Source organism: Frigoribacterium sp. CFBP 13605 (genome assembly GCF_014839405.1).
GTDB lineage: Bacteria > Actinomycetota > Actinomycetes > Actinomycetales > Microbacteriaceae > Frigoribacterium.
The window spans coordinates 17,118-41,688 of the sequence record NZ_JACYNS010000013.1 but is presented as its reverse complement, the minus strand read 5'-3'; the positions used below and the strand labels follow the sequence as shown (position 1 = coordinate 41,688).

The window sequence follows — 24,571 nt, the reverse complement described above, 5'->3', positions numbered from 1 at the left end:
GAGCGAGTGCTCGGGGGCTTCGTCGTCGAGGCTAGGGGCGGACGTCAGTTCGACCCCGAGAAGTAGTCGTTCGTGAAGCTCTGCATCGCCTCGGCGAAGGCCGGGTCACCCATCAGGATGGCCGCCGCTCCGAAGCCCTGCACGAGGCCGAAGACCACACCGGCGACGAGGGGCACCACGAAGCCGAGACGCCCGGCGCGCAGCCGCCGGAGGGTCCACCAGGTCGAGACGGCGAACAGCGTCACGGCCAACACGGCCATGACGACCCCGAAGGTCTGCAGCGCAGCGGACGAGCCGAACCCCGAGAGGTCGAGCCCGAACGTCTCGAACTGGGCGAGCTGCGTCGTCGCGTAACCGGGCACGCGGGCGACGGCCTGGATCGCCCCGAAGGCACCCAGCCCGATCAGGGCGAACGTCGCCACCCGGTCGATGCGCCGCCCGGTCGAGAGCGCAGGAGGCGCGGTGCGGGTCTCGTCACCGGGGCGGACGTCGGTCGAGACCGCGGGCCGAGCGTCCTGACCGGTGACCCGCGCCTCCTCGGCGGCGTCGGCCTCGGCCGCGGCGGGGTTGACCCAGCCCTCGGGCGCGTACTCGCCGTAGCGCGGCTTCGGTCGGTCGTCGGTCATCGGGTGCGACCGCCGAGGCCGCGGGCGTCGACCTGGCCCGTCGCGTCTTTCCGCAGCTCTTTCGGCAGTGAGAACATCAGGTCTTCCTCAGCCGTGACGACCTCGTGGACGTCGACGTAGCCGGCGTCCGACAGGTCGGCCAGCACCTCGTCGACGAGCACCTCGGGAACCGACGCGCCGGAGGTGACCCCCACCGTCTCGACGCCGTCGAGCCACTCCTGCTTGATCTCGTTCGTGTAGTCGACGCGGTAGGCGGCCTTGGCGCCGTGCTCGAGGGCGACCTCGACGAGACGCACGCTGTTGGAGCTGTTCGCCGATCCGACGACGATGACGAGGTCGGCGCCCTGGGCGACCTTCTTGATGGCGACCTGGCGGTTCTGCGTGGCGTAGCAGATGTCGTCGCTCGGGGGGTTCTGGATGTTCGGGAACCGCTCACGCAGTCGACGCACGGTCTCCATCGTCTCGTCGACGCTGAGGGTGGTCTGCGACAGCCAGACGAGGTTGTCGGGGTCGGCGACGACGAGGTCGTCGACCTCGCCCGGGTTCTGCACGAGGGTGGTGCGATCCGCCGCGTGGCCCATCGTGCCCTCGACCTCTTCGTGCCCGGCGTGGCCGATCAGGATGATGTGCCGGCCCTGGTTGCCGAAGCGCACGGCCTCGCGGTGGACCTTCGTGACGAGGGGGCAGGTCGCGTCGATGGCCTGCAGCTCGCGATCCGCCGCACCCTTCACGACGGCCGGCGAGACGCCGTGCGCGCTGAAGACGATGTGCGACCCCGGGGGGACCTCGTCGACCTCGTCGACGAAGATGGCCCCCTGGCTCTCGAGGGTCGCGACCACGTGCACGTTGTGGACGATCTGCTTGCGGACGTAGACGGGCGCGCCGTAGTGCTCGAGGGCTTTCTCGACCGCGATGACGGCGCGGTCGACGCCGGCGCAGTACCCGCGGGGTGCCGCGAGCAGCACCTGCTTGCGTCCGTTGACGGGGGTATCCTTTAGCCTGTTCCGCACCGCAGGAACACGCGGTGTCGGCAGGTCGATGGCGAGGGCGCCGTTGGAGATGTGGCTCACCCGACGAGTCTAGGTGTGCCGGACTGGTCGCGTACTGGGAGCGACCGCGCGGCCGGTCGATCACCGGGGTCGCCGCTCGTCCTGCCGGTGTCGACCACCCCTCGAACGGAGCTCCATGACGATCGTTCCCCCTCCCCCCACCGCCGAGTCCCCGTGGCCCGTCGGGCTCCTCGCGAGCAAGGTGCGCGACTGGATCGACCGCCTCGGGACGGCCTGGGTCGAGGGCGAGATCACCCAGTGGAACGTCTCGGGCGGGAACGTCTACGGCAAGCTCCGCGACCTCGAACACGACGCGACCGTCTCGTTCTCGATCTGGTCCAGCGTGAAGTCACGCGTACCCGCCGACCTCAAGCAGGGCGACCGGGTCATCGCCGCCGTCAAGCCGAACTACTGGGTCAAGGGCGGCAGCCTCACGATGCAGGTCTTCGACATGCGCCACGTCGGGCTCGGCGACCTCCTCGAACGACTCGAGCGCCTCCGACGCCAGCTCACGGCCGAGGGGCTCTTCTCCCCCGAGCGCAAGCGGGCCCTGCCGTTCCTTCCCGGCTGCATCGGCCTCGTCACCGGCAAGGACAGCGACGCCGAGAAAGACGTCCTGCGCAACGCCCAGCTGAGATGGCCCTCGGTCTCGTTCCGCGTCGTGCACGCCGCGGTGCAGGGCGATCGCATGGTCGGCGAGGTCACGGCGGCGATCCAGCGCCTCGACGCCGACGACGAGGTCGACGTCATCATCGTCGCGCGAGGCGGCGGCGATTTCCAGAACCTCCTCGGCTTCAGCGACGAAGGCCTCGTCCGCGCCGTCTCGGAGTGCACCACGCCGGTCGTCAGCGCCATCGGGCACGAGGCGGACCGGCCGCTGCTCGACGACGTCGCCGACCTGCGCGCGTCCACGCCCACCGACGCCGCGAAACGGGTCGTCCCCGACGTGACCGAAGAACTGTCGCGCGTGCAACAGGCGCGCACCCGCATCGGAGTGCGTCTGACCTCGCTGGTCGCCACCGAGATCGACCGGCTCGAACAGATCCACAGCCGGCCGGTGCTGGCGTCGCCCCAGACCCTCGTCGACGTCCGGACCGACGAGGTCGTCCGGGCGGTGGCCCGCGGCGAAGAACTCGTCGGCCGGGCCGTCGAGAGCGCGCACACCCGCGTCTCGGAGCTCACGGCCCAGCTGCGCGCCCTGTCGCCGCAGGGCACGCTGCGCCGCGGTTACGCGATCGTGCAGCTGCCGTCGGGCGGGGTGTTGCGGTCCCCCGCCGAGGCCCCCGCCGAGACGCGCCTGCTCGTGACCACCGACGGAGGCGCGGTGGGCGCCGTCAGCACCGGCGCCTCCTCCCCAGGCTCCGACGCTCCCGACGAGTCGTCACCCGTGGCGTCCGCCACGACCTCCGCCAGCACCCCTCGTTAGGATCGTCACGTGGACACCACCCCGACCAGCACCCCGCCCGACGTCTCGTCGCTCAGCTACGAGCAGGCCCGCGACGAGCTCGTGTCCGTCGTGTCCGAACTCGAGCAGGGCGCCTCGACCCTCGAGCGCTCGCTGGCCCTCTGGGAACGCGGCGAGGCGCTCGCCCGGCGCTGCGAAGAATGGTTGATGGGGGCGCGCGAGCGCCTCGAGGCGGCCCGCCGTCAGGTGTCGGCAAAATGACCTCCCCCTCCGACGGCGGCCCCCGGGGCTCGCGACGCCCCCGAGAGCCCCGCATCGTCGCCGAACTCGGCCGACCCGAGACCCCGGACGAGACCGCCGCGCGCAAGGCCGAGAACACCCGCAAGCACTACGCGAACCAGACGGCGATCAACCTGACCCTGTCGATCGTCGCCTCGCTCGGCATCGTGCTCTTCCTGGTGCTCGTCGTGGTCCGCCCGAGTGGCACGGTGAACCGGCAGGAGATCGACTACGTCCAGGTCGCGTCGCAGGCCCAGGCGAGCGTCGACGCCCCCCTGGCCGCGCCTCCGCTGCCCGACGGCTGGAGCTCGAACGCCGCCGAGGTCCGCTCCACGACCCGCGACGACGTACCGACCTGGTACGTGGGGTTGATCACGCCGGCCCAGCAGTTCATCGGGCTCGAACAGGGCATCGACGCCAATCCGACCTGGGTCAGCCTGCAGGTGCAGAACGCGGCGGCGACGTCGACCCGGTCGATCGGCGGTCTGACCTGGGACGTCTACGATCGGCGCGACGCCGACGACCCGGGCAACTACGCCTATGCCCTGACCACCACGGTCGACCGCAGCTCGTACGTGCTCTACGGCACGGCCGACGACGCCGAGTTCGACGTCCTGGCCACCTCCCTGGCCGAGCAGATCTCCAGCCAAGAAAGCGAATGACGTGACCCGACACGACCCCGCCGCCGGTGTGCCCGCCACCGCGGCCCCTTCCGCACCCGAGAACACCGCGACGTCCCTGCCCACGGACGTCTCGGCCATCGCGCCGGCGAGCGCGTCCGAGCCGGGGACGGCATGGAGCCGGATGGTGGACGGCAACCACCGCTTCGTCGAGGGGGCACCTCGCCACCCCCACCAGGACAGTGACCGGCGATCGTCCCTCGCTGCCGGTCAAGAGCCCGTGGCCGCCCTCTTCGGATGCGCCGACTCGCGACTGGCCGCCGAGATCATCTTCGACGTCGGCCTCGGTGACCTCTTCGTCGTGCGCAACGCCGGCCAGGTGGTCGGCGACACCGTCATCGCCTCGCTCGAGTTCGCGGTCTCGGTGCTCCACGTCCCCCTCATCGTGGTGCTCGGCCACGACAGCTGCGGCGCCGTCGCCTCGGCCATCGACTCCATCGGTTCCGACGCCGCCCCCGGGTCGGCCTTCCTGGGTGGGCTGATCGACATGATCATGCCGTCGGTCGAGCGTGCCCAGCTCGACCTCGAGACGGGTGCCGACCTCGACCCCCGCACGGTCGGCCAATTGCACATCGAGGCGTCGGTCCGCACGCTCGTCGACCGGTCCGCCCTCATCGCGTCCGCCGTCGCGGACGGTAAGTTGGCCGTGGTCGGCGCGAACTACGACCTCGCCAACGGGCGGGTCGACCCTTCGGTCGTCGTCGGCCGACTCTGAACCGAGTTGGGGCGAACGCTCCGACGCCCCGCGCCCTCGACGGGCGCAGCAGCCCGGCAGGGCCCGAGGAAAGGACCACGACGTCGTGACCACATCCGAGACCGAGTACCGCATCGAGCACGACACGATGGGCGAGGTGCGGGTGCCCGCATCGGCCCTCTACCGTGCCCAGACGCAGCGTGCCGTCGAGAACTTCCCCATCAGCGGGGCCGGTCTCGAGCCGGCGCAGATCGTCGCGCTCGCTCGCATCAAGCGCGCGGCCGCCCTGGTGAACGGCGAGATGGGCATCATCGACCGACCCGTCGCCGACGCGATCGTCTCGGCCGCGGACCAGATCATCGGTGGCAGCCATCACGACCAGTTCCCGGTCGACGTCTACCAGACCGGCAGCGGCACGTCCTCGAACATGAACATGAACGAGGTGCTCGCCACCCTCGCCGGAACGGTCGACGGCGTCGCCGTCCACCCCAACGACCACGTCAACGCGTCGCAGTCGTCGAACGACGTGTTCCCGACCTCGGTGCACGTCGCCGTCACGGGCGCGCTGCTGCACGACCTGGTGCCCGCCCTCGACCACCTGGCGGTCGCCCTCGAGAAGAAGGCCACCGCCTGGTCCGACGTGGTGAAGGCGGGCCGCACCCACCTCATGGACGCCACGCCGGTCACGCTCGGGCAGGAGTTCGGCGGCTACGCCCGGCAGATCCGTCTCGCGATCGAACGGGTGCAGAGCGCCCTGCCCCGCGTGGCAGAGGTCCCCCTGGGCGGAACGGCCACCGGCACCGGCATCAACACGCCCCAGGGCTTCCCGCAGCGGGTCATCGCCGCCCTCGCGGACGACAGCGGGCTGCCCGTCACCGAGGCGCTCGACCACTTCGAGGCGCAGGGGGCCCGCGACGCGCTCGTCGAGGCCTCCGGTGCCTTGCGCGTGCTCGCCGTGAGCCTCACCAAGATCAACAACGACATCCGCTGGATGGGCTCGGGGCCCAACGCGGGTCTCGGCGAGCTGCACATCCCCGACCTGCAGCCCGGCTCGTCGATCATGCCGGGCAAGGTCAACCCGGTCATCCCCGAGGCCGTGCTCATGGTCTCGGCACGGGTGATCGGCAACGACGCGACGATCGCCTGGGCCGGCGCGTCCGGAGCCTTCGAACTCAACGTGGCGATCCCCGTGATGGGGACGGCGTTGCTCGAGTCGATCCGCCTGCTCTCGAACGCCACCCGCGCCCTGGCGGACAAGACCGTCGACGGGCTCGAGGCCAACGTCGAGCACGCCCGGGCCCTCGCCGAGTCGTCCCCGTCGATCGTGACGCCGCTCAACCGCGTCATCGGCTACGAGGCCGCGGCGAAGGTGGCCAAGCACGCGGTCGCCCAGAAGCTCACCGTTCGCGAAGCCGTCGTCGATCTCGGGTTCGTCGAGCGGGGCGAGGTCACCGAGCAGCAGCTCGACACCGCACTCGACGTGCTCAGCATGACCCACCCGGGCTGAGCCCACCCGCCTGAGTCCAGCCCCGAGCGGCCCGGGTCGAGCCCTCCGGCCTGAGCCCATCCCCGGCCGGCCTGGACCACAGCACGTCGAGGAGGCGCGGGTCCGTCGTCGACGGACACGCGCCTCCTCGACCTTTCGGCTTCTCTACCCTCTCGCCTGCCTGTTCGCGTTCCCGTTCCCGTTCCCGTCGACGGGGGCACGCCGCGACGCGGACCTCACGGAACCGTCAGGACGGCATCGACGGCGACGGCCACCGGCGGGCTGGCCACGACACACCAGAAGGCCGCGAGCAGGCACGGCCCGAAAGGGATGCCCCGGCTGACCGATGCCAGCTCTGGCCGCGGAGGCGTGCCGGCCCGTCGCGGCCTCGAGCCCAACGTCCTAGCGCCGGCCACCCCGATCGCGAACGTTCCGGCAAGAGCCCAGAGACCCAGGAGGGCCGCCGGGCTACCCGCCGCGACGAGTCCGCTCAGCACGGCGCCGAGCTTGACGTCCCCCATGCCCAGGCCGCCGGCGATGGCAGCCACCAGGCCGAGCACGGCGGCGACAAGGGCGAAGGCCAGGCTCGTGGCCGCCGTGGCGAGACCGCCCCCTGCGACGAGCAGGACGGTCGACACCCCCCACGCGCCCGCGGCCACTCCGACCAGGACGTTCGGCAGTCGACGCTCGGCGATGTCGATCCGGACCAGGGCCGGAGTCACGGCCGCGACTCCGAGACACCCCACGAGCGTCACCGGCCCGGCGCTCGCGCCCACGAGGGGGCCGGCCTGCAGTGTGGAGGCAGCGACCGTGACCGCCGACAGTGCAGCCGCGGCGACTGCTTCGAGGGCCTGCCTGCGCTCCTGTCGCGGTCCGTCACCACCTCGAACCGCTTCCCCATCCGACGAGCCCGTCCCGTCCGACGAGCCCGTCCCGTCCGGCGACACCGTCCCGTCCGGCGACACCGTCCCGTCCGGCGACACCGTCTCGTCCACGAGACCCTCCGGCGAGCTCATGATGCTCCTGATGACGAGGCCGTCTCCGATCCTGACTGACCCGGATGCGGAGTACGTCCCCGAGCTGGTCGGACCAGATGCCACGGGCGTCGACCTCGCGTGCGCCGGGTTCGCGGACGGTGGGCACGGCCCGTCGTCACGACGAGTCGCCGTCGAGGTCGCCGGGCGTCGTCGAGCACCGCGTGCACGGCCTCGACGATGAGCGATCGATGGTCGCGCACCATCTCGTAGCTGGCTCGAAGGGCGATTCGTCCCTGGACCGTGATCGCGAGGTCCTTCAGACGGTCCGCGTCGAACGTGTCGCCGTGCCACCTGCGCCCGTCGAGTTCGAGGGCGACGACACCGTCGACGACGATGTCGATGCGGCGGAGGTCCTGCGGGCCGACCCGGGTCTGGGACTCGACGCGGTGCCCCAGGTCGGCGAACGTCACCCTCATGACGCTCTCGATGAAGCTCTCGCTCCGTGGGTCGGCCCAGTCGACGATGCCCCTCACATCCGCGGGAGCCTCGGCGAAGGCCACGTGCAGTCCGGCGACCGAGAAGTGACCGCTCGACAGCGCCCAGTCCAGGAGGGCGACGGCCTCGTCGAGAGGAGCCACCGTCACGGCGTCCACCAGAGCGGTGCCGATGGGAACGGCCCAGGCCGCACGCCGCGCGTCTTCCGATCCGTGTTCGTCGTCATCCGGCGGACGGGGCACCGTCCCGGGTGACGGACGAGGGGGAACGCGCCCGTCGGAGCGCCACAGCACCCTCGCACCGTGCCTGGCCCGAAGTCGTGAGGCTCCAGGGGGCACCACGACGCTGACGATCGGAACGGTGGTCCACATCCACGCCCCGAGCAGGGCCAAGAGCGACGCCCCGGTCAACCGGCCCCCGATGCGCACGGCCTCGTACCGTGCGTCCCCCGGCGCGAAGGTCGTGTACCACCCGCGTCGGGCCCGGTGAACGTGCCCGGATCGCACTGCTGCGGTGAGCATCCGGTCGGTGGCTCCGAGGGCGACGAGATCCCGCTTGTGGAGGACGCCGCCTGCCCTCCTGACGTGGGTCGCGATCTGCTGCATGCCGACAGGCTGACGCGACCCGCACCTCCTCCGCGGCGCACGAGAGCCCGCCGGTGGAGAACGTCCGCGTCGCGCGAGGTGGGGCCGAGGCGTCCCGCAGCGCGGTTCGTCGACCCCGTGGCGCGCCCGTCGGGGCCTTCCCGACCGCACCCCGCGCCCGTCCGGGCGTTCCCGACCGTGCTGGTAAGTCAGGAGAATGCCACCCACCGACCTCGACACGGCCTCGAACCGTGTCGGACTGCTGAGTTGCCGACCGGCAGGTGGTCCCTGGTGCCGGTCGAGCACGGCACGGGTCGCACCGAGACGCCGACTCGTCACGCACCACCGAGCACCACGCGACCCCGAGCACGGTCCGGTGGGCAACTCAGGAGAACGGCGACCAGGTGCGGCCTTGACTCCTCGCAGCCTGCCGATCGCCGGAGTTGCCGACACGACGCGCGGTGCCGGACACGCAGGAGGCGCGACGCCAGACACGCAGGAGGCGCAGCGCCAGACACGCAGGAGGCGCGACGCCGGACACGCAGGAGGCGCGGGTCAGGTGACCCGCGCCTCCTGCGTCCCTGCTACACCAGGTCGTTCGACTCGAGCATCTCGGTGACGAGGGCGGCGATCGCGGACCTCTCGGAGCGGGTCAGCGTCACGTGACCGAACAGCGGGTGACCCTTGAGCGTCTCGATGACCGAGGCGACCCCGTCGTGCCGACCGACGCGCAAGTTGTCGCGCTGCGCCACGTCGTGGGTCAGCACCACCCGCGAGTTCTGGCCGATGCGACTCAGGACGGTCAGCAGCACGTTGCGCTCGAGGGACTGCGCTTCGTCGACGATCACGAAGGCGTCGTGCAACGACCGGCCCCGGATGTGCGTCAGGGGCAGGACCTCGAGGATGCCCCGCTCGACCACCTCGTCGAGGACGTTCTGGGACACGATCGCGCCCAGCGTGTCGAAGACGGCCTGCGCCCACGGGTTCATCTTCTCGCCGGCGTCGCCCGGGAGGAACCCCAGGTCTTGGCCGCCCACCGCGTAGAGCGGGCGGAACACCATGATCTTCTTGTGCTGTTGCTTCTCGAGGACGGCCTCGAGGCCGGCGCAGAGCGCGAGGGCCGATTTGCCCGTGCCGGCGCTGCCGCCCAGCGACACGATGCCCACCTCGGGGTCGAGCAGCAGGTCGATCGCGAGGCGCTGCTCGGCCGATCGACCGTGCAGCCCGAAGACGTCGCGATCGCCGCGGACGAGACGAGCCTCGCCGCGGGCGACCACGCGCCCCAGTGCCGAGCCCCGCTCCGAGTGCACGACCACCCCGGTGTTCACGGGGACGTCCGCGAGCGCACGGGCGGAGATCTTCTCGGACTCGTAGAACGAGGCCATCTGGTCGCTCGAGACGTCGATCGAGGTCTGCCCGGTGTACCCGCTGTCGACGACCTGTTCGGCCCGGTATTCTTCGGCGGCCAGTCCGATCGACGCGGCCTTCACCCGCAGGGGCAGGTCTTTCGAGACGACCGTGACGGCCAGCCCGTCGGCGGCGAGGTTCGACGCGACGGCGAGGATGCGCGAGTCGGCGTCGTTCAACTGCAGGCCCGAGGGCAGGACCGACATGTTCGAGTGGTTGAGCTCGACCCGCAGGGAGCCCCCGTCACCCACGGCCACCGGGAAGTCGAGACGGTCGTGCTTCACGCGGAGGTCGTCGAGGAGGCGCAGGGCCTGGCGCGCGAAGTAGCCCAGCTCGGGGTCGTGACGTTTGCCCTCGAGTTCGCTGACGACGACGACGGGAAGCACCACGTCGTGCTCGGCGAAGCGGAAGAGCGCCTGCGGATCGGACAGCAACACCGAGGTGTCGAGCACGTACGTGCGTTGGGCGACCGACTGGTCACCCCCCGTCGTTGCTGCGGTGTTGCGTTCGGTTGAGGTGATGTTCGACGCGGTCACGACCACTCCGTCCTCGGGCGGCTGGGCACCCGGGTACCTTCGGCAGAGACGGCCGCGGAGCAGTTGCGAGGCGAACTTTCGTGGCCGTCTCGATCGGGCTCCTTGCCCGATGTGACGAACCTACGACGCGCCTCCGACATCCGCATCATCGACACCACCGTGTCGTGTGACGATCAGGTGAACGACCCTCATGTGACGGTCGAGGGTGCAGCGCGCGAGCCCCACCCCGCAGGGCGATCCCGCCTAGTAGAAGACGGTCGTGCCGAACGAGGTGAACGCACCCCGCAGCATCTCGAACGAATCGTCGCCCGTGGACACGTGCACGCTCAGCCGCACGGTCGTGTCGCGCACGGTGGCCGTGACCCCGTGGTTGATCAGAGCGGCCGTCAGCGTCGTCATCTGGTCGAGGGCGGGTTCGAGCACGACGATGCCGGCGCGCTCCGCCTCGTCGCGCGGCGAGACCACCGGCACCGCGAACTCGTCGGCGAGGTCGATCACCCGCGTGGCCCGCTCGGCCACGGCCCGCGAGACGGCGGCGACGCCCACGTCGGCGAGGTCCTCGAGGGCCGTGGCGAGGCGCGCCTGGGCGATGGGGTCGGGATTCGTCAGCTGGAACGCCGCAGCACCCGGGCGGGTCGGCTGCCGTCCGTGGTACGAGCCGCCGAGGGTCAGGTCACTCCCGGCGACACCGCTGAACACCGGTGTCAGGGCCGAGAGAGCGCGGTCGCTCAGGGCCAGGAAGCCCGTCCCCCACCCGGCGCGGACCCACTTCTGACCGCCCGACGCCACGACGTCGGCCACGGCGTAGGGCGCGTCGACCACACCGAACCCCTGGATCGCGTCGACGATCAGCAACCGGTCGCCGATCACCTGGCGGATGCCCTCGAGGTCCACCAGGTACCCCGTGCGGTAGTCCACCAGGCTGACGGCCACGGCGGTGACCGAGTCGGTGAGGTGACGCTGCACCACGGCCGGCGTGACCACGTCGTGGTCGAGGTCCATCCAGACCGGCTCGAGCACGCGCAGGGCCTCGGAGGAGCGGGTCGCCGCGACGGGCATGCTCGGGTAGTCGCGCGGCGACATGAGCACCTGCCCGGTGAGACCGAACAGCGTGTGCGTGAGCCCTTCGCTCGTGTTCGGCTGGAAGACGACGTGGTCGGGTGCGAAGCCGACGAGGGACGAGATCGCCCGTCCGACGCGACCCGCCTGCTCGGTCAGGGCGATCTCGGACCCGAAACGGGCCCTCGCCTGCACCTCGACCAACGAGCGCTGCTCGTCGGCGACGGAGCTCGAGATGGGACCCCACTTCGCGAAGTCGAAGTATCCGGGCTCGTCGGTGAACCCCGAGGCGAGGTCGTCGATGGTCTTCACGGTGTTCTCCTAGGCGGCGGTGACTGGTCCACCGTAGTGCCGTCCGCGGTCCGCCGACCCGCGCCTCCTCGTCCGGTCGTCCGCGCGGGGCCGTGCGCGGGGGGCCAGCACGCGGCCGGCAAATCAGGAGAACGACGCACCAGAACCCCAGCAGGAGGCGCGACGCAGCCGGATTCCGGAGTCACCGACACCAGCCCCGTCACCGCGCGCACAGCCGGCAACTCAGGAGAACGGCACACCAGAACCCCAGCAGGAGGCGCGGCGCAGCCGGAGTCCGGAGTTGCCGACACCAGCCCGGTCACTGAGCCGGCGACCGCACCCCGCGTCAGCTGCCGTAGCGCCGGTGCCGGAGGGCGAAGTCGCGCACGGCCCGGAGGAAGTCGACCTCGCGAAGGTCGGGGTAGAAGGCCTCGACGAAGTAGAACTCGCTGTGAGCGCTCTGCCACAGCATGAAGTCGCTCAACCGTTGCTCGCCCGACGTGCGGATCACGAGGTCGGGGTCGGGTTGGCCGCCGGTGTAGAGGTGGTCGGCGATGAGCTCAGGGGTGAGCACCTCGGCCAGGGCGTCGAGCGTGCCCCCCGCGGCATCGTGCGCCCGCACGATGCTGCGCATGGCGTCGGCGATCTCACGGCGCCCGCCGTAGCCGACGGCGAGGTTCACGTGCAGCCCCGTCTTGTCGGCGGTCCGGGCCTGGGCCTCGCGCAGGGCCGAGCAGAGCGCCGGCGGCAGGTCGTCGGTCGCGCCGACGTGCTGCACGCGCCAGTCCCGCTGACGCGAGAGCTCGTCCGCGACGTCGCCGATGATGCCGAAGAGCTCGGTCAACTCGTCGGACTGTCGGTTGCCGAGGTTGTCGGCGGAGAGGAGGTACAGCGTGACCACCTTGATGCCGAGGTCGTCGCACCAGGTGAGGAACTCGCTGATCTTCGCGGCACCCGCGCGGTGCCCGTGGGCAGCGGTCTCGAGCATGCGCTGCTTGGCCCAGCGCCGGTTGCCGTCGACGATCATGGCGACGTGGTGCGGCAGCTCTTGACCGTCGAGGCTCCGGCGGATGCGGTTCTGGTAGAGGCCGTACAGGACTCCCCTGGCGAGGGGAGAGGGACGGCGCTTTTTCACAGGGCTACGGTAGCCCACGGCCGGCCGTCCACAGAGCCGAGGATTCTCAGCCCCCCTCCTCGGGCGCTCCCCTAGGCTCGGCCCCATGAGCAGCCACACCGACGGAGATCGCGCGAGCCTCGGGGCCGACGAGGTCGACGGAGCCGACCGGGCAGACGGGTCCGACGGGGCCGACATCCCGAACCTGCCGTTGCTCGACGACGCCCTCGCCTACCCCGACATCGAGCGCAAACCGAGTTGGCGCGGCTGGATCCATGCGGCCACCTTCCCGGTCGCGATCGCGACCGGCGTGGTGCTCGTCGTCCTCGCGCAGGGCGTGGCGGCGACCTGGGCCTGCGCGGTCTTCATGACCACGTCGCTCCTGCTCTTCGGCATCTCGGCGACCTACCACCGCTTCCCGTGGAGCCCGAACGCGAAACGCTTCCTGAAGCGCCTCGACCACGCCAACATCTTCCTGCTGATCGCCGGCACCTACACGCCGATCGCGGTCATCGCCCTGCCGCCGTCGAAGGGCGTCACGCTGCTCGTGCTCGTCTGGACGGGCGCCGTGTTGGGCATCCTCTTCCGGGTGTTCTTCCTGAACGCGCCGCGGTGGTTGTACGTGCCGCTCTACGTCCTGCTGGGCGTCGGCGCCCTGGGGTTCATCGTCGACCTGCTCGACGCGAACGTCGCGATGATGGTGCTCGTGCTGGTCGGCGGCGCGCTCTACATCGCGGGTGCCGTGTTCTACGGCATCAAGAGGCCGAACCCCGTACCGGGGCACTTCGGATTCCACGAGCTGTTCCACACCATGACGGTGCTGGCGTACCTCTGCCACTGGACGGGCATCCTGCTCGTGGCCCTGGACCCGCCGACCTTCTAGCGCGAGGTCGCCCGAGCCGAGGAGGCGCGGGTCGCCACCCCGGCACCGGTCGCGTCGGTCACGAGTCGCGCTCGCGCCTCCTGCGGTCGCCGTCGTCGTCGAGGTCGCCCTCGACGGGGCGAGCCCGCCGATCGGCGTCTCCGGGGAGTTCTTCGTCGTCGAGAGCCGCGGCCGCCAGGGTCGCCTCGTCGCGCTCGGCCTGGATGCGCTCGCGCACCTCGCCTCGGTACCGGGTGCGTCGGACCCGACGGGTCATGTCGACGACGATCAGCACCGTCGCGACGGCGACGAACGCGATGGCGACGAAACCCCAGACGCCGGGCGTGACGGCCTCGTCGGGGATGGTCGACGGCGGCAGCGTCGGGTCGGGGGTCTGCGGCTGCGCCAGCAGACGGGTCGTGACCGCGACCACCGATTCGGAGAGCACGCTCATCGCTGCACCCCCACGAGGCCGGTGTCGGGGTCGACGACCCCGGCGAAGAGGTCGACCTCGGGCAGGTCGGACCCGACGTTCGACTCGACGAGCTGGAAGTCCTCGGTGGGCCAGGCGGCGACCTGGAGGTCGTGGGGCCAGAAGAAGAACGCGCTGTCGAGCGGCACCTGGCTGGCGTGCGACCGAAGGGCGGCGTCGCGCACGGGGAAGAAGTCGGAGACCGGCACGCGGGTCGTGGCCAGGTCGGGCCGGTCGCTGAAACGGGCCAGCATCTCGGTCAACGACTCGATGAGGGGCGACTCGGGGTCGCTCTCGCGCAGGTGCGTGATCATCGCGCCGATGCGTCCGGCACTGAACATGCGGTCGTAGTAGACCTTGTCGATCTGCCACGCGTCGCCGGTCGCCGGGTAGCGCTCGGGGTCGGAGGCGTCGCGGTAGGCCGCCATCGAGATCTCGTGCGTGCGGATGTGGTCGGGGTGGGGGTACCCGCCGTTCTCGTCGTAGGTCACCAGCACCTGCGGCTTGAACCGACGGATGATCGCGACGAGCGGCTCGGCGCTGATCTCGAGCGGGATGGTGGAGAACGAGTTGACCGCGACCGACTCGCCCTCGGCCGGCAGGCCCGAATCGGCGTAGCCCAGCCACAGGTGGTCGATGCCCATCGCCGCCTGGGCGGCCGCCATCTCGTGCACGCGCAGGCCCGCGATGTCACGCTCGGCGTGAGCTCGGGCCTCGAGCTGCTCGTTGAGGATCGACCCCTGCTCGCCGCCGGTGCAGCTGACGACGAGGACGTCGACGCCGAGGCTGCGGTAGTAGGCGTAGGTCGCCGAGCCCTTGCTGGACTCGTCGTCGGGGTGGGCGTGGACCGCCAGCAGGCGCAGGGTCAATTCTTCCTCGCAATGTGTGCCGGGCAGACGTTGCTACCCTGGGGACAGCTTAATCGGACGGAGATCCGCGTGACGTCCACGCCCCGTGTCACCTCGCCCTCGTCGCGCCTCGACGCACGGTACGGGCGTTCGCCGCGGGGTCGGCGCAGGCGCCTCGTCGTGGGCTTGTCCGTCGCCGTCGCCTTCGTCGTCGTCTTCGCGGCGTGGGTCGTCTTCGCCGCCTTCGACGGGACCTCGTCCCAGCTCGAATCCGCCGACGTGGGCTACCAGGTCACCTCCGACCGAGCCGTCGAGGTCCAGTACACGGTCACCGCGGACACGGGCGAGGCGGTCGACTGTGCGGTCGAAGCCCAGAACAGCGGCTTCGCGGTCGTCGGCTGGAAGATCGTGCACCTGCCCGCCTCCGAGCGGCGTTCGGTGACCTACACGACCTCGCTCGCGACGTCGGAACGGGCGGTCACGGGCTTGATCTACCGGTGCTGGCTTCCCTAGACTGCTCGGAATCGCACGACGAGACCGGCCACTCGGCCGGTCTCCTTTTTTCGGTGGGCGACCTCGCCCCGGCTCCCGGCACCGCGCCTCCTCGGCTCGAGTCGCCCGACCGGGTTCGGCCGCCGCACGAAACGGAGACACCATGAGCACTGACAACGAGACCACCTGGCTCACGACGGACGCCCGCGACCGTCTGCAGGCCGAGCTCGACACCCTCAGCGGCGAGGGACGTCGCGAGATCGCGTCACGCATCGAAGCCGCCCGCGAAGAGGGCGACTTGAAGGAGAACGGCGGCTACCACGCCGCCAAGGACGAGCAGGGCAAGATGGAGGCGCGCATCCGTACGCTGATCAACCTGCTGAAGCACGCGACGGTCGGTGACTCGACGGCCGCCGACGGCATCGTCGGCCCCGGCACCGTCGTCACGGCGACCATCGCCGGCGACGAGAGCACCTTCCTGCTCGGCAACCGCGAGATCATCGCCGCCGGCAGCGACCTCTCGGTCTACAGCGAGACCAGCCCGCTCGGCCAGGCCATCAACGGGCTGAAGGTCGGCACGACGACCAGCTACACCGCCCCGAACGGCAAGGACATCTCGGTGTCGATCACGAACGTCGAGACCTACCAGCCGTAGGTCCGACGCCGAAGGCCCCCGCTCGAACGGAGCGGGGGCCTTCGTCGTCCCGGCCACGGGGGCCCGGACCCTCGACGGGGGTGTCGGCAACTCCGGAATGCGGCGTCGTCCGCGGCAGTCCTGCGCCCGCGGGCGGCCGTTCTCCCGAGTTGCCGACGGGGACGCGGTGCCGTCAGGAGGCGCGGGCACCGTCAGGAGGCGCGGGCACGGTCGGGACGCGCAGACCTGGTCAGGAGGCGCGGGCACGTTCAGCAGGCGAACACCCGGTCAGGACGCGCAGACCTGGTCAGGAGGCGCGGGCACCGGCAGGAGGCGCGGGGCGCGTCTCGCGGAGTCGGCTAGAAGTCGACGTTGGGCTCGTACCCGGCGTCGCGGAGCCGTTGCAGGACCTCTTCGACGTGGTCCGGCCCGCGCGTCTCGACGCTGAGCTCGAGTTCGACCTCGCTGATCTGGAGCCCGCGACCGTGGCGGGTGTGCAGCACCTCGACCACGTTCGCGTTGGCGTCGGACAACACTTCGCTGACGCGGGTCAGCTGGCCGGGGCGGTCGGGCATGCCGATGCGCAGCTTGACGTAGCGGGCGGCGGCCGCGAGGCCGCGACCGATCACGCGCTCCATCATCAGCGGGTCGATGTTGCCGCCGCTGAGGATCACCACGGTCGTGCCGAGGTCACGCACCTGCTCGGTGAGGATGGCGGCGATGCCCACGGCACCCGCGGCCTCGACGACGAGCTTCGCGCGCTCGAGCAGCACGAGCATCGCCCGGGCCGTGTCGTCGTCGCTGACCGTGACGATCTCGTCGACCGTGTCGCGGATGATCTCGAAGTTGAGCACGCCGGGTTTCGCCACGGCGATGCCGTCGGCGATCGTGGGCTGGGCGTCGATGTCGGTCCGCACCCCGAGTTTCATCGAGACGGCGTACGGGGCGGCGTTGGCCGCCTGCACGCCGATGATGCGGACGTCGCGCCCGGTGCGTGCCGCGCTCTGCTTCAGGGCGCTGGCGACGCCGGCCGCCAGCCCACCTCCGCCGACGGGCACGATCACGGTGTCGACGTCGGGCACCTGTTCGAGGATCTCGAGCCCCAGCGTGCCCTGGCCCGCGACGACGTCGGCGTGGTCGAACGGAGGGATGAAGACGGCGCCGGTCGTGTCGGCGAACTCTTGTGCGGCTCGAAGCGACTGCTCGACCGTGTGCCCCCGGAGGACGACGTCGGCGCCGTAGTGCCGGGTCGCCTGCAGCTTGGGCAGGGCCACGCCGACGGGCATGAAGATCGTGGCCACGATCCCGAGTTCACGGGCCGCCAGGGCGACACCCTGAGCGTGGTTGCCGGCCGACGCGGCGACGACCCCGCGCGCCTTCTCGTCGTCGCTCAGCTGGGTCAGGCGGTTGTAGGCGCCTCGGATCTTGTACGACCCGGTGCGCTGCAGGTTCTCGCACTTGAGGTGCACCCGCGAGCCGAGCACCTCGGCGAGGTACTGCGAGGTCTCCATCGGGGTGACGCGGACGACCTGCGAGACGCGGTCGCGCGCCTCCTCGATCTCGACGAGGGTGGGACCGGCCAGGGTGCGTTCAGACATCGGTGAGGCCTCCGGGCCGCGTGACGTCGTGCTCGACGGGTCGCGGCTTCTCTCGCCACGTACCCCTCGCGACGTAGGTGATCATGACGTTCAGCACGGCCACGAACGGGACCGCGAAGAGGGCGCCGGGGATCCCGGCGACCAGAGTGCCGGCCGCGACGGCGAAGACGACGGCCAACGGGTGCACCTTGACGGCGCTGCCCATGACGAACGGCTGCAACAGGTGCCCCTCGATCTGCTGCACGAGGATCACCACGGCGAGCATGAGCAGGGCCACGACCCAGCCGTTGTAGACGAGGGCTATGACGACGGCGACGGCTCCGGTCGCGACGGCGCCCACGACGGGCACGAACGACCCGAGGAAGACCGCGATGGCGATCGGTGCCACCAGGGGCAGGCCGAGGAAGAGCGCCCCCAACCCGATGCCCACGGCGTCGACGAACGCGACGAAGATCTGCACCTTGACGAAGTTGGTCAGGGTGAGCCAACCCGCGCGGCCCGCCCCGTCGATCGCCGGGTGCGATGCCCGGGGGAAGAGCCGGACGACCCACCGCCAGATCTCGGACCCGCCGACGAGCACGAAGATCGTCGCGAAGAGCCCGAGCACGAGCCCGGCCGCGACGTGACCCGCGGTCGACCCGACCGAGAGCGCACCGCGCACGAGCGGCTGACTGTCTTGCTGGACGGCCGCCACCGCGTCGGACACGTACCCGTTGATCTGCGCCTCGGTGAGGTGCAACGGCGAGGTGAGCAGGAAGTCCTTGAAGTCGCCGTAGGAGGCGATCGAGCGATCACGCAACGAGGGCCAGCCGTCGACGATCTGGAGGACGACCAGGACGACGAGGCCCGAGACCACGACGAGGAACCCCACCAGGACGGACACGACCGCCAACCACTTGGGCCAGCGGTGCCGCTGCAGCCACCCCGAGAGCGGGACGAGCAGCGCGGAGATCAACAGGGCCACCAAGAAGGGGATGACGATGACCCGCAGCTGGGTGATCGACCAGATGACGACGCCGGCCACGGCCACGATCACCAGGATGCGCCAGGACCAGGCCCCGGCGATGACCATGCCCCGCGGCACCGACGGATCGGCGACGACACCGGCCGCGCGACCGCTCGTGACGTCGCCCTGCACCTCGTCGCCGCGCGTGGGGCGGTTCCGCCAGATCATCGCGTCAGTTTATGGCCCTGCGGGGCCGGTCACCTACCCCTCCACATGCCGGTGCACGCATGTGTCGACGGGGACCAGACGACACCAGGAGGCGCGGCGCGCGTCGGTGGCCGTCGCTACAGTCGTCCGCGTGCCCCGTCAGCAGCTCTCCCCCGCCCAGGCCCGTCGTGTCGCCTTGGCGGCCCAGGGCTTCGGGAGGCCCGTCGACGGCCACGCCCGCCCGGGGACGCGGCAGCTGAACGGCCTCGTCGATCGCCTCGGCCTGCTGCAGATCGACTCGGTTAACGTGTTCGAGCGCAGTCACTACCTGCCCGCGTTCGCACGACTGGGCGCGTACGACCGCGCGACCCTCGACCGCCTCACCTTCGTTCCCCGTGGGCGGTACGTCGAGTACTGGGCCCACGAGGCCGCCATCGTCCCGGTGTCGACCTGGCCCCTGTTGCGGTGGCGCATGCGCGACTACGACGCGAAATGGCGGGGGGACGCCTCCTCGTGGCTGTCGACGAGTCCGCGCATGGAACGCTGGCTGCTCGACGAGATCCGCGACAAGGGGCCGCTGCCGGCCAGCCTGGTCGAGGCCGACGCCGCCCTCTTCCCCCAGCCAGACCGGACGGGCCCGTGGTGGGGGTGGGGTGACGTGAAGCGCGGCCTCGAGTCGCTGTTCCGCACGGGCGCCCTGGTCAGTGCCGGTCGCCGTCGGTTCGAGCGCGTCTACGCGCTGCCCGAACAGGTGCTGTCGGCCGAGGTCCTGGCCGTCGACGTCGACCGTCACGAGGCCCACCGGCGCCTCGTCGCCCACGCGGCCCGCGCCTCCGGGGTCGCGACGGCCGCCGACCTCGCCGACTACTTCCGCCTCAAGGCCGCCGACGTCGTACCCGCCCTGCGCGAGCTCCACGACGACGGTGTCGTCGAACCCGTGGACGTGCCGGGTTGGGGTGCGACCGCGTGGCTGCACCGTGACGCCCGCGTACCCCGTCGGCTCGAGGCCGACGCCGTGCTGTCACCGTTCGACCCCGTCGTCTGGCACCGGCCCCGGGCGGAACGCCTCTTCGACTTCCGCTACCGCATCGAGATCTACACCCCGCGCGAGAAACGCGTGCACGGCTACTACGTCCTCCCCGTCCTGCAGGACGACCAGCTGGTGGGGCGGGTCGACCTCAAGAGCGATCGTCAGGCGGGCGTCCTGCGGGTGCAGGCGGCATGGCTTGAGCGCGACCTCCCCGTCGACGTCGAGCGGCTCGTGACGACGCTGCGCCGGGCGGCCGCCTGGCAGGGACTGGACGCCGTCGAGGTGGCCGATCGGGGCGACCTGGCGGGCCGACTCCGCACGGTGCTGACCGGCCGGGCCGACGCGGCCGGCCCGGCCGACCCCCTCGGTTAGAAGGTCCCGGCGTTCTGTCGCAGCCGCTGGATGCGATCGGCGAGCGGAGGGTGCGTGCTGAAGAGTCGGTCCATCACGCCGGGCTTCATCGGATCGCTGATCCAGAGGTGCGACATCGAGGTGTTCTGCTGCCGCATGGGCCGCCCCTGGGCACCGAGCTTCTCGAGGGCTCGGGCGAGACCCTCGGGGTACCGCGTCGTCAACGCCCCGGTGGCATCGGCGAGGTACTCGCGCTGACGCGAGACGGCCGCCTGGACACCTGCTGCGGCGAGAGGGGCGATGATCATGGCCACCAGACCGAGCACCAGGAAGACGGGGTTCCCGCCGCCCCCACCGTTGTTGTTCGAGTTGCGGTTCCCCCCTGACAACGCGCTGAAGAACGACATGCGCAACAGGATGTCGGCCAGGAAGCCCACGGCCACGACGAGGCCGAACACCATGGTCGACACACGGATGTCGTAGTTCTTCACGTGACCGAGCTCGTGAGCCATGACGCCCTGGAGCTCGCTGTCGTCCATGATCTCGAGCAGGCCGGTCGTGGCGGCGACCACGGCGTGTTCCGGGTCGCGGCCCGTGGCGAAGGCGTTGGGGGCCGGATCGACCACGACGTAGACCTTGGGCATCGGCATGCCCATCGTGATGCTGAGGTTCTCGACCGTGCGGTACAACCGCGGAGCCGTCACACCGTCGACCTGCTGGGCGTTGCTCATCGAGAGCGCCTGCCCGCTGGCCGCGAAGTACTGGATCACGGCGTACACCGCGGCACCACCGAGAACCAGGAAACCGATCGACCCGTTGTTCCAGATGGCGCTCGCGGCGAACCCGAGGGCCCCGACGATCACCAGGAAGATCAGGACGATGAAGACGGTGTTGCGCTTGTTGCGCGAGATCGCGGAGTACACGGTGTCGAGGACGACTCGGGCTGGATCAGAACTGGACGCGCGGCGGTTCGGCGATCGCCGACGGCTCGGAGACCTCGAAGAAGTCCCGCTCGCTGAAGCCGAGCCGCTTTGCGAAGAGGGAGTTGGGGAAGACGCGGTTCTTGGTGTTGAACTCGCGGACGCCGCCGTTGTAGAAGCGGCGCGCGGCTTGGATCTTGTCCTCGGTGTCGACCAGCTCGGACTGCAACTGCAGGAAGTTCTGGCTCGCCTGGAGCTGCGGGTAGGCCTCGGCCACGGCGAAGATGCTCTTCAGGGCGGTCTGCATGTGCCCTTCGGCAGCCGACGCCTCGGCCGGTGTGCCCGCTCCGATGGTCTCGGCACGGGCCGCCGTCACGTTCTGGAAGACGGACGATTCGTGCGAGGCGTATCCCTTGACCGCCTCGATGATGTTGGGGATCAGGTCGGCCCGGCGTTTGAGCTGGATCGTGATGTCGCTCCACGCCTCGTCGACGCGCACCTTCAGGGTCACCAACGAGTTGTAGGTGGCCCAGAGGTAGATGCCGATGATGACCGCGAGCAGGACGATGATCCCTGCTGCTACCAAGATGCCGATCGTGGCCGGTTGCATGACGTGTCACTCCTAGGTGGTGGACCGATGACGGCGGGCGCCGGATGGTCGCCCGCGACCGGGGTCGGGTCGTCGGGAGTCCGTTGGACACTATAAATGCGCTGCATGTGGGGTCCCTGCCCGTCGGGTGATCTCGAAGCAGACTCCCGAGGAGGGCCCGACCGGGCATCTCCCCCGCACGACTCCCCCGCACAACGGATTGACTTGTACCCCGCGAACGTGCTGAATGGGTGACAGTGTTCGAGCCGCCGACCCTGCGTCCCCCGCGTCCGTCGACCCCCGTCGACGGACGGCTCGTGGTCGAGCCGCGACACGGACGACGTGTCGCCTCGACCCTCGCGACGGTCGTGCTGGGTCTCTCGCTCGCCCTGACGGGCGGAGTCGGCGCGCTCGCCGCGGGCAGCCCGTCGGGCACCCCCGCACCCGGCCCGTCGCTCGGCCAGCCCCTTCCCGGTCCGGTCGCACCCACGATCGGCGACGTCGGAGACCGGGACGTGAACGCCGTCGTGGTCGGCGGGACCGGCACGCCCGGAGCCACCGTGAGGGTGCTCGACCCCCGCGTCCCCAGTCGAGCCCTCTGCGAGGTCACCCTGCCCACCGGTGACCCGGCCGGCGTCCCCTGGTCGTGCCCGGTGACGCTGGAGGACGGTGCCGACCAGACCCTCACGGTCCGAGACGTGACGAATGCCGCCGTGGTCGACGACGCCGTCAGCGCTCCGTTCTCGGTGCTCGGCCCGCCCACGGTCCAGGGCGGACCCGCCGTCGGTGGCAAGGTCGCGGGCACCGCGTTCCCCGGTGCCCGCATCACGGTCAGCGGAGGCGCGGGGCCGGTCTCGGCGACGGCCGACGGCGCCGGGGCCTGGTCGGCCGTGCTCCCGTCGGCGACCTGGCCGACCGGCCGGTACACGGTCACGGCGTCCCAGTCCTCGGACTCCGTTCCCGCCGTGCCCCGGTCCTCGACCTCCACCGGCGTCACCGTCACGATCGACCGCGACCCACCCGCCCCGCCGGCCGTGCTCACGCCCCGGGCCGGCGAACGGGTCGCCTCGCAACCGCTCACCTTCTCGGGGACGGGAGAAGACGGCGCGACCGTCACCGCCTACGTCGACAGCACCCCGGTCTGCCAGGCCACGGTCTCCGGCGGCGCATGGGCCTGCACGTCGTCCGATGCCACCCTCGCCGACGGAGAGCACGTGGTCCAGGCCGCACAGATCGACCCGTCGGTGAACGTCGGGCCGCCCAGCGCGGGCATCTCGATCACGGTGACGTCGTCGGCCGCGCAGCCCGCGCCTCCTTCGTCCTCGGCCGCTCCGGCACCGACGGCGGCGCCCGGTGCGTCCGGGGGCGCCGTCCCCTCCGTGCCGTCTCCCGGTACGCCCGGAGCCCCAGGGACCGGTGGCGGGCCGGGAGGTGCTCCCGGTGGCGTCGGCGAGGTACCACCCGGAGCGACCACACCGGAGGCGGACTCCTGGGCGGCTGCGACGACGTTCGGTCGCGACCTGCCGTCCCTCGGCCGGACGATGACCGGGACGGGATGGTTGATCGCTCTCGGCCTCGCAGCCGCGTTCGTGCTGCTCGTCGTCGCCCCGGCACGTCTGCTGGCCACGGCGATGCGAGGTCGCCTCGCGCCTCGCGCCCCGCGGCTCACCGGCCGGAACCGTCGTCGGGAACTCCCGACCTCGTTCTCGACCGCCACACTCGACCCGCGCCTCGCCGCCGGGTTGACCATCGCGGCCGGAGCCGCCGTGGTCGGGCTGGCGGCCGGCCTCGACGACGAGGTCCGCTACGCACGCCTGTTCGCCGGGATCGTCGTCGGAGTCGCCCTGGTCAACGTGCTCGCGGTCGTCGTGCCCACCCTGGTGATGGGGCGTTCCCCGGACCGCGAGGCGCGCATCCACATGTCACCGCGCCTCCTCCTCGTCGCCGTCGTCGCCTGCGCGGTGACGCGGTCGCTCGGCCTGGACCCGCCCCTCGTGCTCGGGGTGGTGCTCGTCGGAAGCATCGCCGCAGCGCCCCGGTCGGCGCACCACGGCCGGACCGGTGAGGTGGGTGATCGAGAAGCAGGGCTGCTCGCGCTCGTCCAGGTCGCCGCCCTGGTGGTCGTGGCGGCCGGAGCCTGGGCCGTCCACGGCGCCCTCCCCGCCACCGGCGGGTTCTTCACCGAGTTGGCCCTCGAGACGAGCGCGACGGTCTGCCTGACCGGGCTCGGATCGCTCGTGCTCGCGCTCGTGCCGGTGGGCTCCCTGCCGGGTCGACGCCTCTGGGCCTGGTCGCGCCCGCTGCACGTGGCACTCACGGTCGTCGGCGTCACGGCGGCCGCCGCCGTGCTCACGGGCGGCTCGTCGTCCTTCCCGGTCGGAGGCGCGGTCGTGGCCGCCGCAGTGACCGCAGGCCTCTGCGTCGCGGCCTGGCTCTGGACGTCGTTCGTCGAGATCGACACCGACGACGCCTGACCTGACGCGCCTCCGTCGCCGGCCGTCCCGACTGCGGTCCACGCGACGGCGGTCGGGGCGGCGGCGGGCGGGGCGGCGGATGTCGCGCGGACGGCTGCCAGGCCGTCGGGCTGCCGGTGGTCTGGTCTCGCCGCATTGCCTGCCGCCGTCGTCACCGTCGTCGTCGTCGGCAATTCAGGAAACCGACGCACGAACGGACGGAACCGGCCTGCCGATCCTCCGATCTCCTGAGTTGTCGACGTAGGGCAGGTCAGGGCTAGGCAGGGCTAGGCAGGGCGGGCGGGGCAGGGCAGGGCAGACGGAGCAGGGCGGAGCAGGGCAGGGCAGGGCAGGGCAGACGGAGCAGGGCGGAGCAGGGCAGGGCAGGGCAGACGGAGCAGGGCAGGGACAGGGCGGAGCGGGGCAGAGCGCGGCAGAGCAGGGCTGAGCGCGGCCGGCAGGGTGCGGCGAGGTAGCTCGGGGCGCG

Annotated in this window: 23 protein-coding genes; 10 read left to right on the top strand and 13 right to left on the bottom strand. The window is 71.2% G+C overall.

Translation table 11 applies throughout. The features are described 5' to 3' along the window. Positions 1–44: 44 nt before the first annotated feature. Both IFT36_RS05410 and IFT36_RS05405 read right to left on the bottom strand, forming a co-directional pair. On the bottom strand, positions 45–626 hold the full coding sequence (locus IFT36_RS05410; protein ID WP_123571589.1) for a DUF6264 family protein: 582 nt from the start codon (positions 624–626) through the stop codon (positions 45–47). Next, complete coding sequence (locus IFT36_RS05405) at positions 623–1,687, bottom strand: 4-hydroxy-3-methylbut-2-enyl diphosphate reductase (protein WP_233568507.1); 1,065 nt, start codon at positions 1,685–1,687, stop codon at positions 623–625. Before IFT36_RS05405 ends, IFT36_RS05410 begins: the two co-directional genes overlap by 4 nt. A gap of 124 nt (positions 1,688–1,811) precedes the next feature. Here IFT36_RS05405 and xseA point away from each other — a divergent pair, with 124 nt between their 5' ends. The 5 genes from xseA (at position 1,812) to IFT36_RS05380 (ending at position 6,240) form a co-directional block, all read left to right on the top strand. After that, positions 1,812–3,101 carry an exodeoxyribonuclease VII large subunit gene (gene xseA / locus IFT36_RS05400; RefSeq protein WP_200412600.1) on the top strand — a complete coding sequence of 430 codons (1,290 nt, stop codon included), beginning with the start codon at positions 1,812–1,814 and terminating at the stop codon, positions 3,099–3,101. Between the two features lie 9 nt (positions 3,102–3,110). Further along, positions 3,111–3,341 (top strand): exodeoxyribonuclease VII small subunit, encoded by a 231-nt coding sequence (locus IFT36_RS05395; RefSeq protein ID WP_200412599.1) that lies wholly within the window; start codon positions 3,111–3,113, stop codon positions 3,339–3,341. Continuing rightward, complete coding sequence (locus IFT36_RS05390) at positions 3,338–4,021, top strand: DUF4245 domain-containing protein (protein WP_056048791.1); 684 nt, start codon at positions 3,338–3,340, stop codon at positions 4,019–4,021. The genes IFT36_RS05395 and IFT36_RS05390 overlap by 4 nt, the downstream gene beginning before the upstream one ends. 142 nt (positions 4,022–4,163) lie before the next feature. Then, positions 4,164–4,754 (top strand): carbonic anhydrase, encoded by a 591-nt coding sequence (locus IFT36_RS05385; protein ID WP_056049244.1) that lies wholly within the window; start codon positions 4,164–4,166, stop codon positions 4,752–4,754. 85 nt (positions 4,755–4,839) lie between these two features. Continuing rightward, positions 4,840–6,240, top strand: coding sequence for a class II fumarate hydratase (locus IFT36_RS05380; RefSeq protein WP_255350807.1), 1,401 nt, complete (start codon positions 4,840–4,842; stop codon positions 6,238–6,240). 215 nt (positions 6,241–6,455) lie between these two features. On the opposite strand, the gene IFT36_RS05375 is transcribed toward IFT36_RS05380, so the two are convergent. From IFT36_RS05375 to IFT36_RS05355, 5 genes are all read right to left on the bottom strand, one after another. Next, complete coding sequence (locus tag IFT36_RS05375; RefSeq protein ID WP_200412598.1) at positions 6,456–6,941, bottom strand: A24 family peptidase; 486 nt, start codon at positions 6,939–6,941, stop codon at positions 6,456–6,458. A gap of 290 nt (positions 6,942–7,231) precedes the next feature. Continuing rightward, positions 7,232–7,840, bottom strand: a complete 609-nt coding sequence (locus tag IFT36_RS05370; protein ID WP_200412597.1) for a hypothetical protein — start codon at positions 7,838–7,840, stop codon at positions 7,232–7,234. A gap of 1,019 nt (positions 7,841–8,859) precedes the next feature. After that, positions 8,860–10,203 carry a PhoH family protein gene (locus tag IFT36_RS05365; RefSeq protein ID WP_267659683.1) on the bottom strand — a complete coding sequence of 448 codons (1,344 nt, stop codon included), beginning with the start codon at positions 10,201–10,203 and terminating at the stop codon, positions 8,860–8,862. A gap of 258 nt (positions 10,204–10,461) precedes the next feature. Next, entirely contained in the window at positions 10,462–11,589 is a 1,128-nt protein-coding gene (locus IFT36_RS05360; protein WP_056048799.1) for an aminotransferase class V-fold PLP-dependent enzyme, read from the bottom strand. A gap of 325 nt (positions 11,590–11,914) precedes the next feature. Continuing rightward, complete coding sequence (locus IFT36_RS05355) at positions 11,915–12,703, bottom strand: isoprenyl transferase (protein WP_043597826.1); 789 nt, start codon at positions 12,701–12,703, stop codon at positions 11,915–11,917. A gap of 175 nt (positions 12,704–12,878) precedes the next feature. Here IFT36_RS05355 and trhA point away from each other — a divergent pair, with 175 nt between their 5' ends. Continuing rightward, the gene (gene trhA / locus IFT36_RS05350; protein WP_374058385.1) at positions 12,879–13,565 is read left to right on the top strand and encodes a PAQR family membrane homeostasis protein TrhA; all 687 of its coding nucleotides are present in this window, start codon (positions 12,879–12,881) and stop codon (positions 13,563–13,565) included. Between the two features lie 58 nt (positions 13,566–13,623). Here the strand turns inward: trhA and IFT36_RS05345 are convergent, their stop codons facing one another. Then, entirely contained in the window at positions 13,624–13,998 is a 375-nt protein-coding gene (locus tag IFT36_RS05345; protein ID WP_056048802.1) for a hypothetical protein, read from the bottom strand. Further along, complete coding sequence (gene mca / locus IFT36_RS05340) at positions 13,995–14,885, bottom strand: mycothiol conjugate amidase Mca (RefSeq protein WP_192122780.1); 891 nt, start codon at positions 14,883–14,885, stop codon at positions 13,995–13,997. Before mca ends, IFT36_RS05345 begins: the two co-directional genes overlap by 4 nt. A gap of 69 nt (positions 14,886–14,954) precedes the next feature. Here mca and IFT36_RS05335 point away from each other — a divergent pair, with 69 nt between their 5' ends. Together IFT36_RS05335 and greA are read left to right on the top strand one after the other, a co-directional pair. Then, positions 14,955–15,377, top strand: a complete 423-nt coding sequence (locus tag IFT36_RS05335; RefSeq protein WP_043597824.1) for a DUF4307 domain-containing protein — start codon at positions 14,955–14,957, stop codon at positions 15,375–15,377. 142 nt (positions 15,378–15,519) lie between these two features. Further along, positions 15,520–16,011, top strand: coding sequence for a transcription elongation factor GreA (greA, locus tag IFT36_RS05330; RefSeq protein ID WP_056048805.1), 492 nt, complete (start codon positions 15,520–15,522; stop codon positions 16,009–16,011). A gap of 338 nt (positions 16,012–16,349) precedes the next feature. On the opposite strand, the gene ilvA is transcribed toward greA, so the two are convergent. Next, positions 16,350–17,588, bottom strand: a complete 1,239-nt coding sequence (gene ilvA, locus IFT36_RS05325) for a threonine ammonia-lyase (RefSeq protein ID WP_056048808.1) — start codon at positions 17,586–17,588, stop codon at positions 16,350–16,352. Further along, positions 17,581–18,762, bottom strand: coding sequence for an AI-2E family transporter (locus tag IFT36_RS05320; protein ID WP_159825629.1), 1,182 nt, complete (start codon positions 18,760–18,762; stop codon positions 17,581–17,583). Before IFT36_RS05320 ends, ilvA begins: the two co-directional genes overlap by 8 nt. Before the next feature lie 130 nt (positions 18,763–18,892). On the opposite strand from IFT36_RS05320, the gene IFT36_RS05315 reads away from it, so the two are divergent. Then, positions 18,893–20,143 carry a winged helix-turn-helix domain-containing protein gene (locus IFT36_RS05315; RefSeq protein WP_307785031.1) on the top strand — a complete coding sequence of 417 codons (1,251 nt, stop codon included), beginning with the start codon at positions 18,893–18,895 and terminating at the stop codon, positions 20,141–20,143. Here the strand turns inward: IFT36_RS05315 and IFT36_RS05310 are convergent. Continuing rightward, the gene (locus tag IFT36_RS05310) at positions 20,140–21,045 is read right to left on the bottom strand and encodes a M48 family metalloprotease (RefSeq protein ID WP_056048814.1); all 906 of its coding nucleotides are present in this window, start codon (positions 21,043–21,045) and stop codon (positions 20,140–20,142) included. The genes IFT36_RS05315 and IFT36_RS05310 overlap by 4 nt on opposite strands. A gap of 25 nt (positions 21,046–21,070) precedes the next feature. After that, positions 21,071–21,652, bottom strand: coding sequence for a LemA family protein (locus tag IFT36_RS05305; RefSeq protein WP_043597810.1), 582 nt, complete (start codon positions 21,650–21,652; stop codon positions 21,071–21,073). A gap of 230 nt (positions 21,653–21,882) precedes the next feature. Here IFT36_RS05305 and IFT36_RS05300 point away from each other — a divergent pair, with 230 nt between their 5' ends. Then, complete coding sequence (locus IFT36_RS05300; protein ID WP_200412595.1) at positions 21,883–24,105, top strand: Ig-like domain-containing protein; 2,223 nt, start codon at positions 21,883–21,885, stop codon at positions 24,103–24,105. Positions 24,106–24,571 lie beyond the last annotated feature (466 nt).